This is a genomic window from Heyndrickxia sp. FSL W8-0496 (assembly GCF_038007825.1).
GTDB classification, from domain to species: Bacteria; Bacillota; Bacilli; order Bacillales; family Bacillaceae_C; genus Heyndrickxia; species Heyndrickxia oleronia.
On the sequence record NZ_JBBOXX010000001.1, the window covers coordinates 4326957 to 4341044 of the forward strand.

General features: G+C 34.0%; 19 protein-coding genes. 13 read left to right on the forward strand and 6 right to left on the reverse strand.

Annotation, left to right across the window (positions count from 1 at the left end):
- The first annotated feature begins 147 nt into the window (after positions 1-147).
- On the forward strand, positions 148-666 hold the full coding sequence (locus NST63_RS21985) for an acyl-CoA thioesterase (RefSeq protein WP_058006198.1): 519 nt from the start codon (positions 148-150) through the stop codon (positions 664-666).
- Between the two features lie 15 nt (positions 667-681).
- Positions 682-1053 carry a hypothetical protein gene (locus tag NST63_RS21990; RefSeq protein WP_078110927.1) on the forward strand — a complete coding sequence of 124 codons (372 nt, stop codon included), beginning with the start codon at positions 682-684 and terminating at the stop codon, positions 1051-1053.
- A gap of 130 nt (positions 1054-1183) precedes the next feature.
- Here NST63_RS21990 and NST63_RS21995 read toward each other — a convergent pair whose 3' ends face one another.
- Both NST63_RS21995 and NST63_RS22000 read right to left on the reverse strand, forming a co-directional pair.
- Positions 1184-1663: a hypothetical protein gene (locus NST63_RS21995; RefSeq protein ID WP_341043761.1), complete on the reverse strand. Its 480-nt coding sequence runs from the start codon at positions 1661-1663 to the stop codon at positions 1184-1186.
- Between the two features lie 106 nt (positions 1664-1769).
- Positions 1770-1985, reverse strand: a complete 216-nt coding sequence (locus tag NST63_RS22000) for a hypothetical protein (RefSeq protein WP_058006214.1) — start codon at positions 1983-1985, stop codon at positions 1770-1772.
- Positions 1986-2242: 257 nt separating this feature from the next.
- Between NST63_RS22000 and NST63_RS22005 the strand changes: the two genes are divergently transcribed.
- From NST63_RS22005 to NST63_RS22045, 9 genes are all read left to right on the forward strand, one after another.
- Positions 2243-2707 (forward strand): Hsp20/alpha crystallin family protein, encoded by a 465-nt coding sequence (locus NST63_RS22005; protein WP_212944026.1) that lies wholly within the window; start codon positions 2243-2245, stop codon positions 2705-2707.
- Between the two features lie 40 nt (positions 2708-2747).
- On the forward strand, positions 2748-3512 hold the full coding sequence (locus NST63_RS22010) for a hypothetical protein (protein ID WP_212944024.1): 765 nt from the start codon (positions 2748-2750) through the stop codon (positions 3510-3512).
- A 172-nt stretch (positions 3513-3684) separates the two neighbouring features.
- Positions 3685-3888, forward strand: a complete 204-nt coding sequence (locus NST63_RS22015; RefSeq protein ID WP_058006203.1) for a hypothetical protein — start codon at positions 3685-3687, stop codon at positions 3886-3888.
- Positions 3889-4092, forward strand: a complete 204-nt coding sequence (locus NST63_RS22020; protein ID WP_212944022.1) for a YwbE family protein — start codon at positions 3889-3891, stop codon at positions 4090-4092. It begins immediately after the preceding gene.
- 366 nt (positions 4093-4458) lie between these two features.
- Positions 4459-5232: an SDR family oxidoreductase gene (locus tag NST63_RS22025; protein WP_212944020.1), complete on the forward strand. Its 774-nt coding sequence runs from the start codon at positions 4459-4461 to the stop codon at positions 5230-5232.
- 22 nt (positions 5233-5254) lie between these two features.
- Complete coding sequence (locus NST63_RS22030) at positions 5255-5608, forward strand: hypothetical protein (protein ID WP_212944018.1); 354 nt, start codon at positions 5255-5257, stop codon at positions 5606-5608.
- Positions 5601-6650: an alpha/beta fold hydrolase gene (locus tag NST63_RS22035; RefSeq protein WP_341043762.1), complete on the forward strand. Its 1050-nt coding sequence runs from the start codon at positions 5601-5603 to the stop codon at positions 6648-6650. The genes NST63_RS22030 and NST63_RS22035 overlap by 8 nt, the downstream gene beginning before the upstream one ends.
- Before the next feature lie 405 nt (positions 6651-7055).
- Positions 7056-7736 carry a response regulator transcription factor gene (locus tag NST63_RS22040; RefSeq protein WP_341043763.1) on the forward strand — a complete coding sequence of 227 codons (681 nt, stop codon included), beginning with the start codon at positions 7056-7058 and terminating at the stop codon, positions 7734-7736.
- Positions 7736-8965: a sensor histidine kinase gene (locus tag NST63_RS22045; RefSeq protein WP_341043764.1), complete on the forward strand. Its 1230-nt coding sequence runs from the start codon at positions 7736-7738 to the stop codon at positions 8963-8965. Before NST63_RS22040 ends, NST63_RS22045 begins: the two co-directional genes overlap by 1 nt.
- 84 nt (positions 8966-9049) lie before the next feature.
- Here the strand turns inward: NST63_RS22045 and NST63_RS22050 are convergent, their stop codons facing one another.
- Both NST63_RS22050 and NST63_RS22055 read right to left on the reverse strand, forming a co-directional pair.
- Complete coding sequence (locus tag NST63_RS22050; protein WP_341043765.1) at positions 9050-9511, reverse strand: GNAT family N-acetyltransferase; 462 nt, start codon at positions 9509-9511, stop codon at positions 9050-9052.
- Between the two features lie 27 nt (positions 9512-9538).
- The gene (locus tag NST63_RS22055; protein WP_212944012.1) at positions 9539-10276 is read right to left on the reverse strand and encodes a metallophosphoesterase family protein; all 738 of its coding nucleotides are present in this window, start codon (positions 10274-10276) and stop codon (positions 9539-9541) included.
- Between the two features lie 151 nt (positions 10277-10427).
- On the opposite strand from NST63_RS22055, the gene NST63_RS22060 reads away from it, so the two are divergent.
- Both NST63_RS22060 and NST63_RS22065 read left to right on the forward strand, forming a co-directional pair.
- Positions 10428-10649, forward strand: coding sequence for a spore germination protein (locus NST63_RS22060; protein ID WP_212944011.1), 222 nt, complete (start codon positions 10428-10430; stop codon positions 10647-10649).
- 206 nt (positions 10650-10855) lie between these two features.
- Positions 10856-12391 (forward strand): MDR family MFS transporter, encoded by a 1536-nt coding sequence (locus tag NST63_RS22065; protein WP_341043766.1) that lies wholly within the window; start codon positions 10856-10858, stop codon positions 12389-12391.
- A 66-nt stretch (positions 12392-12457) separates the two neighbouring features.
- Here NST63_RS22065 and NST63_RS22070 read toward each other — a convergent pair whose 3' ends face one another.
- Entirely contained in the window at positions 12458-13438 is a 981-nt protein-coding gene (locus tag NST63_RS22070; protein ID WP_341043767.1) for a hypothetical protein, read from the reverse strand.
- On the reverse strand, positions 13428-14006 hold the full coding sequence (locus NST63_RS22075; RefSeq protein WP_212944006.1) for a sigma-70 family RNA polymerase sigma factor: 579 nt from the start codon (positions 14004-14006) through the stop codon (positions 13428-13430). The genes NST63_RS22070 and NST63_RS22075 overlap by 11 nt, the downstream gene beginning before the upstream one ends.
- Positions 14007-14088: the final 82 nt, after the last annotated feature.

A 14088-nucleotide genomic window follows, 5' to 3' on the forward strand; every position in this document is an offset into this window, starting at 1 on the left:
AAAGAGAGAAGCGGTTTCATTGATAAAAGCTATATTTTCAATGAAATATAACCATTTTACTTCTCGTTATTTGGGGCGTAAACTTATTAAAGCTAGGAGAACTCCCATAAATTTTATAGGATTTTCTTTATGAAAGGAAGCAGTAATATGAATGCAAAAAAAGTAAAAGAAAGTCGTATCGTAAATACTGCGCAAGTATTATCTTGCGATTTAAATAATTATAATACATTATTCGGTGGAATTTTGATGAAAAAATTAGATGATGCTGCAACATTGTCTGCACGTAGACATTCAAGAGTAAAAGAATGTGTAACGGCATCCACTGACTCAATTGATTTTTTATACCCGATTCACCAAACTGATTCTGTTTGTGTTGAATCTTTCGTCACTTATACAGGTCGTACGTCAATGGAAATATTCTGTAAAGTAATTGCAGAGGATATCATGACTGGCGAACGTAGAATTGCTGCAACGGCATTTTTAACCTTTGTTGCTTTAGATGAAAATAAACGTCCTGTTCCCGTTCCAGAAGTCATTCCAGAAACAGAAGAAGAAAAGTTTTTATACAATACAGGAAAAGAAAGAGCAGAAATACGTAGACTCAGAAGACAAAAGAGTAAAGAGCTCGCTGGTTATCTTAATGTAAATAAACCATGGGATAATTAAGGAGGGAAATTTGATATGTTGACACTGTCAAGTCTTGATGAATTGCAAACTGCAAAAGAGCGCCTTGCAAACTTACAACAATCCTTTCCTGCCCTTTTTGATCGATTAGTACATGTGACAAATTTAACGCGAGCACTAAACTTTAAATATCAATATATGGGATGCTTATTAATGGATGAAGATCCAGGCACTTCTTCGCCTAATTTTGTTCAAGCATCTGTGCTGCGTTTATACAAAAAAGAAGTTCAATTATTAAAAAATGATGTAGACTTTGATAAACTAAAACAATTTTTCACTGAGTTCAAAGGCAATGGCTATGCAAAATTAAGCCTTCTTGCTCTCGGCATAGTTCCTGAATCATTAACTGGAGCTCCCATTATTAAATAATTTAAGGCATAAAAGGTCCTCCCTTTTATGCCTTTTTTATATTTATTTATCACTTTCCTTATGTTGAGTAAAGAAAAAGATAAATAAGATAATAGGAAGTGCTATTAGAAAGGTCCCTTCTTTAGAGGGTTTAATTGTTGGAAGATCCGTTAAAGCCATACTTATCATTCCTTTTCAAGGTGTTTATTAAATCCTTATTCAGATGGAATCGATCGGAAATAACTTTTTTATATAAATGATAATCCTCTTTTATTTCAGAAAGTGAAGGTTCTGGTAATGGCAAACCCGTGATTGGACCTCCTACAACCAGTGAGAATTCTCTAGATCCTATAAAAACTCCCTCAACTGCTAAAGATGATTTAATCAGTAAAATTGAAATAAAAATATCGATGACGTCAACGAAAATAGTTGCTGTCTTATTTTTATTTACTCCTTCTAACCTTTGAGTACCAGTAATAGGACCACCTAATGATAAACGAAAGGCCTGAGGTGTAACAAACACTCCCCTAATAGTAATTTGTCCGGTGAGTAATAAAGCTGCTGTTGCCATATTAATATCCCGCTGAATAGTACGAATTACTTGTTTCTCTTTACTCTCACCAGTCATCATTATCTTCACACCCCTACTTCCAGCATATTCTTCCTAAGCTTTAATGTGATTCCATACAAGTCCCATTTTTCGAGGTGAATTTTGCCTCTTCTAAAGCGATAATTTTTTAATCTCTTTTTAGTATCGGGTTCGAGCTAAAGGAAGCCGGAGAATCTATTTGGTCCCTATCATCTACAAAGCTTTGTGGGCTAACAAAGGTGCTTTCATCACCAAAATTTTGACCATATCCCTGTGATTTTTTATCTGAATTATTCCAGTCTGCTAATAGATTTTGCCCTATATTAACCGCTGAAGCATTCTCAAAGGAATTAATCTTTAACATAAAAATATTGATATTTACAGATGCTCCTTTCACATTTGTTCCCTCCTTATTATGATAATTATTACTTTGGTAAGAGAAAGATTTCCTTCCAAATATATTACTTTTCCCCAACATTTATGAAGTTAGTTATTTGTTATGAAGAATTAAAGGTGCATGAAGAAAATGATTGATTAATAAGATATATAGATGAGATTAGAAATGATTTAGGTTCATTCATCAGTTCCTGTTCATTATCTTATAAGCAAGGAGGTATACTTGTGGACATAGATAAATTAAAGCAATGGATGGATATTTCACAAAAATATCAAAACGGGAACTTTTGGGATATGATTTTCGACCAAATTTCTAAAGATCCTTCTCAAAATGAAGCAAACAGCAAACCTCCTACACAAAATGTTCGCTCTACTAGTACCTATCCATTAGTGGATATCTATCTTACTGATACACAAATCATTGTGATCATTGAACTACCTGGCTATAAACGAGAGGATGTTTCCTTATCATTAGCAGGAAATATTCTAGTAGTAAAAGGAACAAGTCAATTACCGTTACTGAATCCTATTGTTATACAAAATGAAAGAAAATATGGTGCTTTTGAGAGGAAAATAGAACTTCCTGAACCAACAAAAGCCGCAGAATTATATGCAAAGTTCGAAAGTGGTCTCCTGATAGTAACTTATATGAGAAAATACTCAAGCGAGGAACAAATTCCAATTTCTTAAAAAATTTCTATATAAGTCTAAAAAAAGTGTGGGGAAAAATATGGCTATAAAAGGATTATTCAATCACAGTGAAAAAAATGATGACATCGATATACTTAAAGAAAAAATTGAGCGTTTAGAAGAGAAAATAAAAAAAATCAACACATTAGAGGTTCAAATAAAGAGATTTATCAAATTAGAACCTGAGTTACAAAAGCAAATATATTCTTATAAACAAACGGATAAGAAAACACCTCAACCTAAGGCTGACCACGTCCCCCAACAAAATCAAGTTGATACTCAGCGTTCTATACAGACATTAGAAAATAAAATTTTCTCGAAAATGAAAAAATATATTGACCAAGAGTTGATGCCACTTAAAACTCAAATCAATCATCTAGAAAACCTATTTAATAGAATGGAAGAAAATTACGAATCCCTGCAATCAATAACCGAGCACTTGTCACAAGCAATACACATACTTGAAAATCGTCCCCCCGATCCCCCACAAAGGCCTGAAAATGATCAACAAATTATTATACAAAAAGTAAATATTGAAAAAATTTTATTAGATAAGTATGAACAAACAAATAATTTTGGACAACTTGGTATTAAAAATATTAGTGGGCAATTAAATATTGGAGCAACCTATGGAAAAGGTGTGATACCAGCAGAATTGGTGGAAAATTTAATGGAAAATCTTAATGAAAATAAAAATTTGGATAACATACATACATCAGATGAATCTAGCAGCGAAAGTGTCGATGAATCATCCGAAGAGGAAAGCACAGATTATGGAAACTTGGAAGATATTCCTATCGAATAAAAGTAAGATCAAAGGGAGTAAGCCATTATTCCCTTTATTATTTTTGAAAAAATTGTTTTTCAAAATCATCTATAACTGGATGGTATTGGTTATAAATGTTTAATATTGTTTTCCATTATAATAAAAAATAGATTATACTGTCTATAATAAACGACAAGGAGGAAAATGTTTTATGACCGAGTCCAATCAATTAGAACCAAATCAAACTCCCAAAAAGAAAATTAGCCTTCAAGAAGCAATGAAACAAAAACTCGAAAATAAAAAAAATCAGTCAAATTCTAGTAAAACAAATACAAATACACTTCCAACAACTAAAAAAATGAAAAGTCAACAAACGAAGAAAACGAATAATCAAAGGAGAAGAACTGGAGTATAAATGAACGGAAAAAACCGTAACGACATTAATGCTGGAATGACAGTAGAAATTGTCCTTAAAAAGGATCAAAGGACTGGAAAAACAACGTGTGGAATCGTCAAAGACATATTGACCAATTCAAGCTACCATCCTCATGGAATTAAGGTAAGATTGACTGATGGTCAAGTTGGAAGAGTCAAAGAAATAAGGGTAAGACCCCATTAACAAATTGATGGTGGTCTTACCCTTATTTTTTTAAAGAAGGATCTTTTTATCAAACATTGTTGCCATTTAAGTAAAGTTATAACTAATAAATATCGACTGAGGATCGCTACACGTTTTATTTTACTGATAAAAGAGCTGCAATCTCCATAAGAACCGCTAGAATCCTTTATTATGAGTAAAATCCGGTAGTTGGGCTTTTACAAAAGAAAAAAAATTACCGAAAACAGCAATATATAGGAATGAGGCTAAATAAGGCGGCGGCGAATATATCAATTTTAACACCTTTTATGAGGGTCGAACCTATAATAAATAGAAATCAATTATTGAGTTTTTTTGAACATTATATATAGGAAGGGATGAACTCAATTGGGTGTAAAGGAGTTATTTGACCTCAGTAACAAAACAGCCATTGTTACTGGTGGTGGAAGTGGACTCGGTAAGCAAATGGCTGAGGCTCTAGCAGAGGCTGGGGCCAATATTGTTATTTGCTCTCGTAATCTCGAAGTCTGTAAAGCAACTAGTAACGCTCTGAACCAACAAGGATACCACTCTATTGCGCTCCAATGCGACGTAACGAAACAAGAGGATATTGACCATGTAATTGAACAAACAGTAAATCAATTTGGAAGTATTGATATTTTAATTAATAATAGCGGAACATCATGGATCGCTCCTGTACTTGATTTACCAGCTGAGAAATGGGACAAAGTCATGGCTGTCAATCTTAAAGGCATGTTTTTCTTCTCTCAAGCAGCAGCTAAAGTAATGAAAAATCAGCAAAGCGGAAAAATTATCAATATCTCCTCCGTCACAGGTCTATATGGGACCAATCCTGCATTCCTTGATTCTATTGCGTATAACACAAGTAAAGGGGCTGTTATCACCTTAACGAAGGAGCTAGCAGTAAAGCTTGCAGATAGTAATATCCAAGTAAATGCCATTGCTCCAGGGTTTTTTCCAACAAAAATTACACAGGCACTTGATAAGATAAACAAAATTATTCTAAGCAAAATTCCTGCACAACGCTTTGGAAACGATACAGACTTAAAAGGAACCGCCCTATTTCTAGCATCCCAAGCATCCGATTATCTTACTGGCCAATGCCTAATAGTTGATGGTGGACTAACAGTAAACCTGTAAAACTTTAGAAAGGAGTTTATTTATGTCGAATAAACAAGCAGTAGATGTTTACCGAATTTTAAAATTGAATGGATTAAAGTTTGAAAATATGTTGAATCAATCTATACAGTCACAACTGAATCAAAAATTCTTTATCCAGACTTTCGGCTCACATAATCAAGTAGCAGCTGCAGTTATTAGGAAACTGCAAAATTCGATTGAAACCATTTCAATTCCATTAAACTTCCCTACAAAAAAAGATGTTGCTAATGCAACTAAAATCAATATACAAACGGAAGAGAAGGTCGATCTTCTAAACGAAAAAGTAAATGAAATATTACTATCCTTAGAGGAGCTTAAACAATTAACATCGGAAGGTTTGTCCGAAAATGGGTAATTTACAAAAGAAAATAAGTACGCAAACGACAAAGGAGCTTCAAAGATGGGCGGGCTTTACGAAAGCATTAGTGAATCCTCCAATCGATTATGAACGGAATCGTGAAGCTATTTGGAAATTAAACAAAACCACTTTATGGTATTACGAACCTAAAGAAAGAAAATATAATGTCCCGCTATTGCTTATTTACTCACTCATTAATCAACCATCTATTCTCGATTTAGGACCTGAAAATAGTTTAATACAGACGTTAATGGATGAGGGTTTTGAAGTTTACCTTCTCGATTTCGGCATTCCAGGATATGAGGATAAAGATTCATCCCTCGATGATTACGTGACAAAATATATTCAAAGGGGAGTTCGTCGCGCATTAGCCCACTCAGGAGCTAAGGAGATTAGCTTGATGGGTTTTTGCCTAGGTGGAACACTTTTAACTATGTATGCAAGTATAGCTAAGGAGCCTATAAAAAATATCATTCTTTCCTTAACACCAATTGATTTCAGAAGTTTTCCTAAGTTCGATCAGTGGCAAAATTCTCTTGTGAATAAACAAATTGAGGTTGATCCTATATTAGACGCTATGGGACTCGTCCCCGCCTCTTTTGTAAAAGGTGGAATGAGATTAATAACCTCTCCAGTTTATTATTCTCATTATCTATCACTTCTTAATCGTGGCGCTGACAGTAAGTATAGGGAAAAATGGGGTCAATTAAACAAATGGACAAATGGACATATCCCAATGACAAGTGCTGCAATGAAGCAAATCGTTAATGATTTAATCATTGATAATAAGCTTATTGATGGCCAATTTGAAATAGATGGATGTCCCGCTTCTTTGTCAAACATATCAGCTAATTTGCTTGTAATTGGTTCAAATTTTGACCAATTAGTTACACGAGATCAGATTACCCCTATTATGGATTTAGTTTCAAGTGCAGATAAAACAATTCATCTTCTTAACTCTGGTCATGCAAGCTTACCAGAGAATGGTGCCATTCCTTCCTATTTAGCGAATTGGCTTCCTGCTCGCTCAGTTTCATAATTCGAATTATTGGTTACTAAAAAGGAGGTTGTTCTATGTTTTACAACTTAGAAGATTATAAGCCACTTAAAAATCATTGTGAACTTATTGGATACTTAGGTTTTGCTGGTTTAATCTTCAATGTCTTTTGTTAAGGATCATTTCTCAAACATGAATGCCTTTGATAAAGTTATTTCACATAATTAAAATCCAAACTCCTCTTCAAAATATTGTCAGATGCTAATTCTGACATTTTTTTTATTCTAGCGTTAAGGAAATATTAAGAATACCTATATATACTAATTTAATCCTATTTAATTAACATTGACTTATAAAATGAGTTCATTCGATTCTTACAATGGACAAGCTCTCATACCATTTCCTATTTTTTAATACCTTGATATGATAAAAACGAGGAGGATTTATATGCGTATTTTAATTGTAGAAGATAATGTAGATTTACTGGATTCAATGAAAATGATTCTCCAAAATGAGTTTACAGTTGAAACTGCTACAGATGGTGAAGATGGATTATTCCTAGGTATGCAAAATATATATGATGTCATTTTACTTGATGTGATGTTGCCTGAGATCAATGGATTTGAAATTCTAAAAAAGTTACGTAATGAACATATTATGACCCCCATCCTTTTCGTAACTGCTCGTGATGCACTTGAAGATCGCGTATCTGGTTTAGAAATGGGTGGTGATGATTATTTAGTAAAGCCTTTTCAAGCGCCTGAACTGGTTGCTAGAATTCGGGCATTATTAAGAAGAAGTGGAAATCTCACCATTGATCATACAATAAAATATAGAGGCATAGTGCTCTTTGGCAAGGAGCAAGAAATAAAAATTGATAGTAATCTTGTAAAATTAACCAATACTCAATACGAGTTACTTGAATATCTCATTCAAAATAGCGGTAAAATTGTTACGAAGGAGCAAATCTTTGATCGGATATGGGGATTCGATTCTGATACAACGGATGCCGTTGTCGAGGTTTACATCCATCATCTTAGGAAGAAGCTCGAAGGCTACGGATATCATAAAGATATCCAAAATGTTCGCGGCATAGGGTATATATTAAAAGCATCTAAGGAGAGCTAATGTTTAAAAAAACCCGTTTACAACTAACACTCTTAAACTCTTTTGTTTTTATTATTCTTATTGCAATATTAGGAACGATCATTTATTCCTTTGTTAATTCCTATATTTATAAAGATGTTGATCATTCTTTACAAACTTCTATTAAAAGTCTTGAAAAAGGCAGACCTCTCCCTGGACCTAGAGGCGAGCCTCAGCAAATTATTTCCGTGCTTATTTGGGACGAAAACAATCAGCTATTGAATGCAAATGATCTATTTAATAGTGAATTCATACAGGCGAACTATACAAAATTCATACAAAAGAGATTAAATATATTGGAAGATATTAAGGTACAAAATACGACCTATCGTGTTATTTCGGTCAAAGCCCATATCGATAACAAACCTGTTGTTCTTGAGTTTATACGCAGTACTCAAGTCGAACATCAAGTAATGAATCGTCTTTTAATAATTATGATTATCGGTTGTGTCGCGGGAAGTATATTAGCTATAGTAGCTGGATTTTTTCTTGCAGAAAAAGCATTAAAGCCAATTAAGCATGCCTGGGATAAACAACAAAGGTTTGTATCTGATGCATCTCATGAGATAAGAACTCCACTCGCAGTCATCCAATCAAGAAGTGAATTATTGTTGCAGGAACCCAATGCTACTATCCAAGAAAAGGCATTAGATATATCAATTGTTTTAAAAGAATGTCGCAGGCTAACAAAGCTCGTAACCAGTTTACTTACATTAGCTAGGTCAGACTCCAATGAAATTGAAATAGAGAGAAAGGAATTTCCTCTCGATCAATTACTAAATGATATTGTAGATCATTATTCAGAACTAGCTTCATTCCAGGGAAAAGAGATTATTCTTACATCCAATCCTCCGATTACTTTCTTTGGAGATAAAGATCGGATACACCAATTGATCGTTATCCTTTTAGATAATGCGATGAAATATACAAATGAAAAAGGAATCATTCAGTTAACATCTTATGAAAATAAAAATGTAGTCGGCATTATTGTTGAAGATAATGGGATTGGAATGAAAAATGAGGAGCTCACGAAGATTTTCGATCGCTTTTACCAAATAGATTCGTCCCGTACCAAAACGAATAGCCTAGGATTAGGTCTTTCTATTGCACAATGGATAGTCGATAAACATGGAGGAAAGATAAAAGTAGATAGTACATTCGGTGAAGGAAGCCGGTTTGAACTACAATTTTCAAAAAAGAAACATGTATAAGAAGAATGATACTCAAATAGAAAAGGGCTTGACCTTATTTTAGCAATTTTGCTAGAGTCATGCCCTTTCATTAAACAGTTTCTATTAGCTACGGTTGCTTATTTTTAATTCCATAACCAACCCCGCTACTATTCCACTATTATCTATTTCACCATTAAGATAAAAACCAAATTTTTCGTATAATGCTTGTGCCGCTTTATTCTCTGGAGATACACTCAAATACAAAGTATCACATTGATAGATGCTCTTTATATGTTCAATCACTAAAGGTAAGAATCGTTTCGCATACCCTTTCCCTTGATAATGTTTATCTATCATGAAACGATCAAGCCATATCCCTTCATGTGATATATTCCCTCCATACATAGCATAGCCAACAATTATTTCTTTATCATATAGACTTATAGAGTGCCATTCAGGCTCAAACATCGACTGAGCCAGTGAAAATGAATTACTTTCAATAAATTCCTTCTGGTCTTCTTCTACTGATAAAAGGGCTGTAGAAAGCCAATTCTCAGCTGTCACCTCTCGAATTCGGAGGTCCATAATTCCATCTCACTTTCCAAATAATTTTTATTCATCCTTCCAATTACTTTCCTTACTTTTTACAAAATACTCTCTATATTGATCATTTTTTATTTCCAAGCAATTCAACTGATGACCATAAACACAAGCACCATCGATGCCGATTTTCTTATTTCCATAAAAAACATCCGCTTTATCATGTAAATTGATTGCTGGTGTATGTCCATGAATAAAGGTTTGATCGAATGGAAGATCCGCTTGAAGAAATGGATCACGAATCCAAACCATTTCATGCTCATTCGTCATTTTCCAATCATTATGCTCTGGATTAATACCTGCGTGAACAAAAATAATATCGTTTATTTCATAGAATAACGGAAGTTCTTTCATAAAAGATATGAGTTCCCCATTTGATTCTATAATTTCCTTTGCCCAAGCTTTATAAGTGGAATCGGAAATGTCATCTAGCTGAACCTGCCCTAAAAAGGAAGTAATGGTTTCCTGAGCACCATTTCTAAAATACCTCTCTTTTTGACCAATCGGATCATCCAACCAGTCACAAAACATTTTATCATGATTACCTTTTAACGCTATTGCACGGTGAACCTCGACTAATTCTTTTACATAGTAGATGACCTCCCTACTATTCTTGCCTCGATCCATATAATCACCTAGTAAAATCAATTGATCTTCACTAGAGTTATATTCTACTAAATCTAATAATTCAATAAATTCATCATAGCATCCATGTATATCGCTAATCGCAAGGATTCTGTTCTGTCTCATAAAAATACCCCTTCTTATCCTTTATGCCTCTATCTACAATAGTACAACTTTACCGAAGGATATTCTACACATCTGTTTACCTTTACCTGCCTATACATTTTTTCATGTTATAAATATAATAAAATAAATGTTTTGAAAAGGAATGGTGTCTATGCCTTCTTTTGTAGGGAACTCCCAAATTATTAATGTAGGCGGAACAGCAACGATTCAGTATGGGGATACTGCCTTTATTTCACCAAAATCAGCATCAAAAACAACAAATGGTGCAGGAAGTGGATTAGAAGGTGTCCTTTTTAATAGCATAAGCTTGTATAGTACCACCAATACATTGGATACTAGCATCGTTGAGCAACCTAGTACTGGAAATAATTAATAAAGCAGGCGGCCATCCCCCCTGCTTTTTCTACATATGTATGATGAATATCTGATAAACTCATTGCCCTATGTAATTTAGTTAAGCCTCAATGTTCACTTTTTAATTACATCTTCGCTCCATCTTAAATCAATCTCAATAAGTTCATATTCAGTTCACAAATTCCTTATATAATACCCATATTATTTCAGAAAGGGATTGATAAGATGGAAAACATCGTTCAAAGTGATAAGTCACTTTTAACAAATAAAAGTAATAAAGTTTTAGTAATGGTAGGTCTTATTATTGGATTAATCTTCTCAGAATTAGATGAAACAGTTGTTAATACGGCTATGCCAACAATTATTCGAGATTTGGGCGGACTCTCCATGTATGGCTGGGTTGCAGGCGTATATATGTTAGCTTTATCTGCCTTTATGCCGATACTTGGTAAGCTGGCTGATTTATTTGGCAGAAAAAAAATATATTTAATCTCAATGGCCTTTTTTATTGGCGGATCTATTGTTTGTGGACTTTCCCAATCCATGACAATGCTTTTGATAGGACGAGGAATTCAAGGAATTGGTGCCGGAGGATTGATGCCACTTGCAATGACTATTTCCAGCGACTTATTTCCAGTAGAACAACGGGCGAAGGTTCAAGGTTTTATGGGTCCTATAATGTTCATCCCCATGCTGTTAGGCCCGTTAATGGGAGGATTTTTTGTTGATCAAGTAAGTTGGCATTGGATTTTCTTTGTTAATATTCCTGTAGGAGTTCTTGCAGCGATTCTATTGGCAAGTGGGTTAAAAGAAACAACAGAGAAGAAAAAAGTCATTATTGACTGGGCGGGAGCTATTCTGTTAATTTCAGCGATAATTTCTTTACTCATCACACCCGTTTTAATTGAAAATGAAGGTTTATCATGGGGTTCACCAACTATTATTAGTCTATTATGCTTAGGAACTGTATTAATCGGTCTTTTCATATGGGTTGAATCGAAAGTAAAGGAACCGATCGTACCACTCCATTTATTCAAAAACCGTAATATTCTAGTGCTGTCTATGATTGTATTTGCTGTTGGTATTGGTCTTATGGGATCATTCGCATCCTTCCCATATTTTGCACAAAATGTACTGGGTCTTACTCCAACAGAGGCAGGTTATTTAACCCTTCCTATGATGGTAGGAGCGATTCTTTCGGCAATGATCTCAGGATTCTTACTTACTAAAGTTCGCTATCGTGAATTATTTGGAATTGCATTTATTATGCCGATTATTGGTTTCTACTTATTTTCTCATATGAATATTCACACAACCATTGTACAAATCATTATCTTCTTTCTAATTACCGGACTTGGATTAGGGGTCATGTTCGGTGGGGATAATTTAATTGTTCAGGAATCTGTTGACAAGGAACATAAGGGAATTGCTTTAGCAACCGTTCCATTATTTCAATCGATCGGTGCTACAGTAGGAGTAAGTATTTTCGGTACGCTATTGTCTTCAACTCTTACATCAAAACTTGGTACACTAGGCAATAGTCTGCCTAAGAATATGTCTGAGCATATGAATAGCCTAGTTGCCGGCGGAATTCCAGATGGACTTTCTCCAGAGCTTTTCACAAAAATTAAAACCTTATTTGTTGAATCATTCCAGCATATCTATTTATATTCATTTGTCATTGCCATTATTGCATTTGTTTTATGTTGGTTTTTGAAAAAAGAAGTTCTTTCATCTAAAGAGGAATCACAAGCTTCATAATTACTCATTGAAAGTAGGGTTATCTATAAAGGACTACACCCCTAATAGATAACCCATTTTTTATCGTTAATCCATATTATTTGCCATCATTAATAAATCTTCTTTCGTTACTTCCAAAGAATCCGAAGCGATGCTATAAATGATCGTTTCTTTTCCACTCTGCTCAATCCACAGAATCTCCTCATATTCACCTGTTGAACTTAGAAACTGATTGGTGTTCTTTATGAAATATGCTTTCTTATTATGCACCATTAGCTTTTCAAAGCTACTGTCCTCGTCAATCGTTGTTTCAAGCTTTGTGTTTTCATTTATTTTTTTCAACGTAAGATAAATCTTATTTTCTTTGTCATTCTTATAAGTTAATGTAATAGCCGGAAGGATTTGCGGAATCTCGTCTAACTTTTCCCAAATCACATTTTTGTTAGTATCTTTTGCTTCCTGCTTTAATTTATCTAAACGATTAATCATATCAGGTGTAAGACCACCATCTAATGGGTAGCCCGCAAATGCATATGTGAAAGAATAATTGCCTATTTTCATTATTGGTTTCTTATATGAATGAAACATTGAATCTAGCATTTTCAGTCCTTGTTCATATGCACGAACCTTGATAGGCTTTGAAACGATCATGCCTGGCATTTCTTTAAAGAATGGATGGGATTCATTTTCAAAATCAGCAAAATAAATAAGGGCAGCTTCTCCAGGGACAAGGTTTTCCTTCACCATCGCAATATCACTTCTAACTTGATCCTTTGTGATAGTCTTCATCTTTAGAGTGGTATCCTGTCTCACTTCAAGATTCAATTTGTTGCTTTTTGTTTCAAATAAAAGCTTGGAGGTTGCATAGCCAAATCCCGCTAAAACAACAAATACGAGCGCAAATAGAGCATATCTTGGAAATTTTAGTGAAAAAGAATGATCTTTTCTTTGACTTTTATCGTGATGAGAGTGATATAATGATGCGATATGTTGATCCAATTGTTTTGGGCTTTTAATTGTATCTGCTTTTTTTCTAAACTCATTTTTTAGTCGATTCTCAAGAAACATGAAAAGATTCCCCCTTCACCTTTGATAAACGTTCAACATACTGTCTCAATTTACGTATCGCCTGGTTATGTCTTGATTTTACAGTACCAATAGGAATACAAAGAATACCTGCAATCTCATCATATGTATAATCATGATAGTATCTTAATACGATAACAGACTTAAGTTTAAAGGAAAGATGTTCAACCCATTGAAGTAACTCCTCATTCTCTTCATTTGCAAGAAGCATTTCATCTAAAAGCTTATTGGGTGGTTGAATTTCAAGCTCCTGATATCGATGGAACAGCCTCAACTTCCTCCAAATTTGGCGATTCCAATTATTTACTTGTCTTATAATTAACCCATTAAGCCATGAATGAAATGGTGATTCAAAATTATACCGTTCAATCGATTTAAACAGCTCAATATACACTTCACTTACTAAATCATTTACGTCATCTTTATTCGTAGCTAAAAAATAGACCGTCCGATAAACTTTTTGATGTATCTGGTCATAAATGATTTCAAATGCTCGTCTATCCCCCTGAATAAATTTCTTTATCAAAGAATGAATCTCTTGTTCATTCACTATTCATCCCCCCTTTATTGTTTTCATTATATATTGGTTCTGAATAAACAAAAGGTTCGATTTTTATTTCTAGGCCATATAA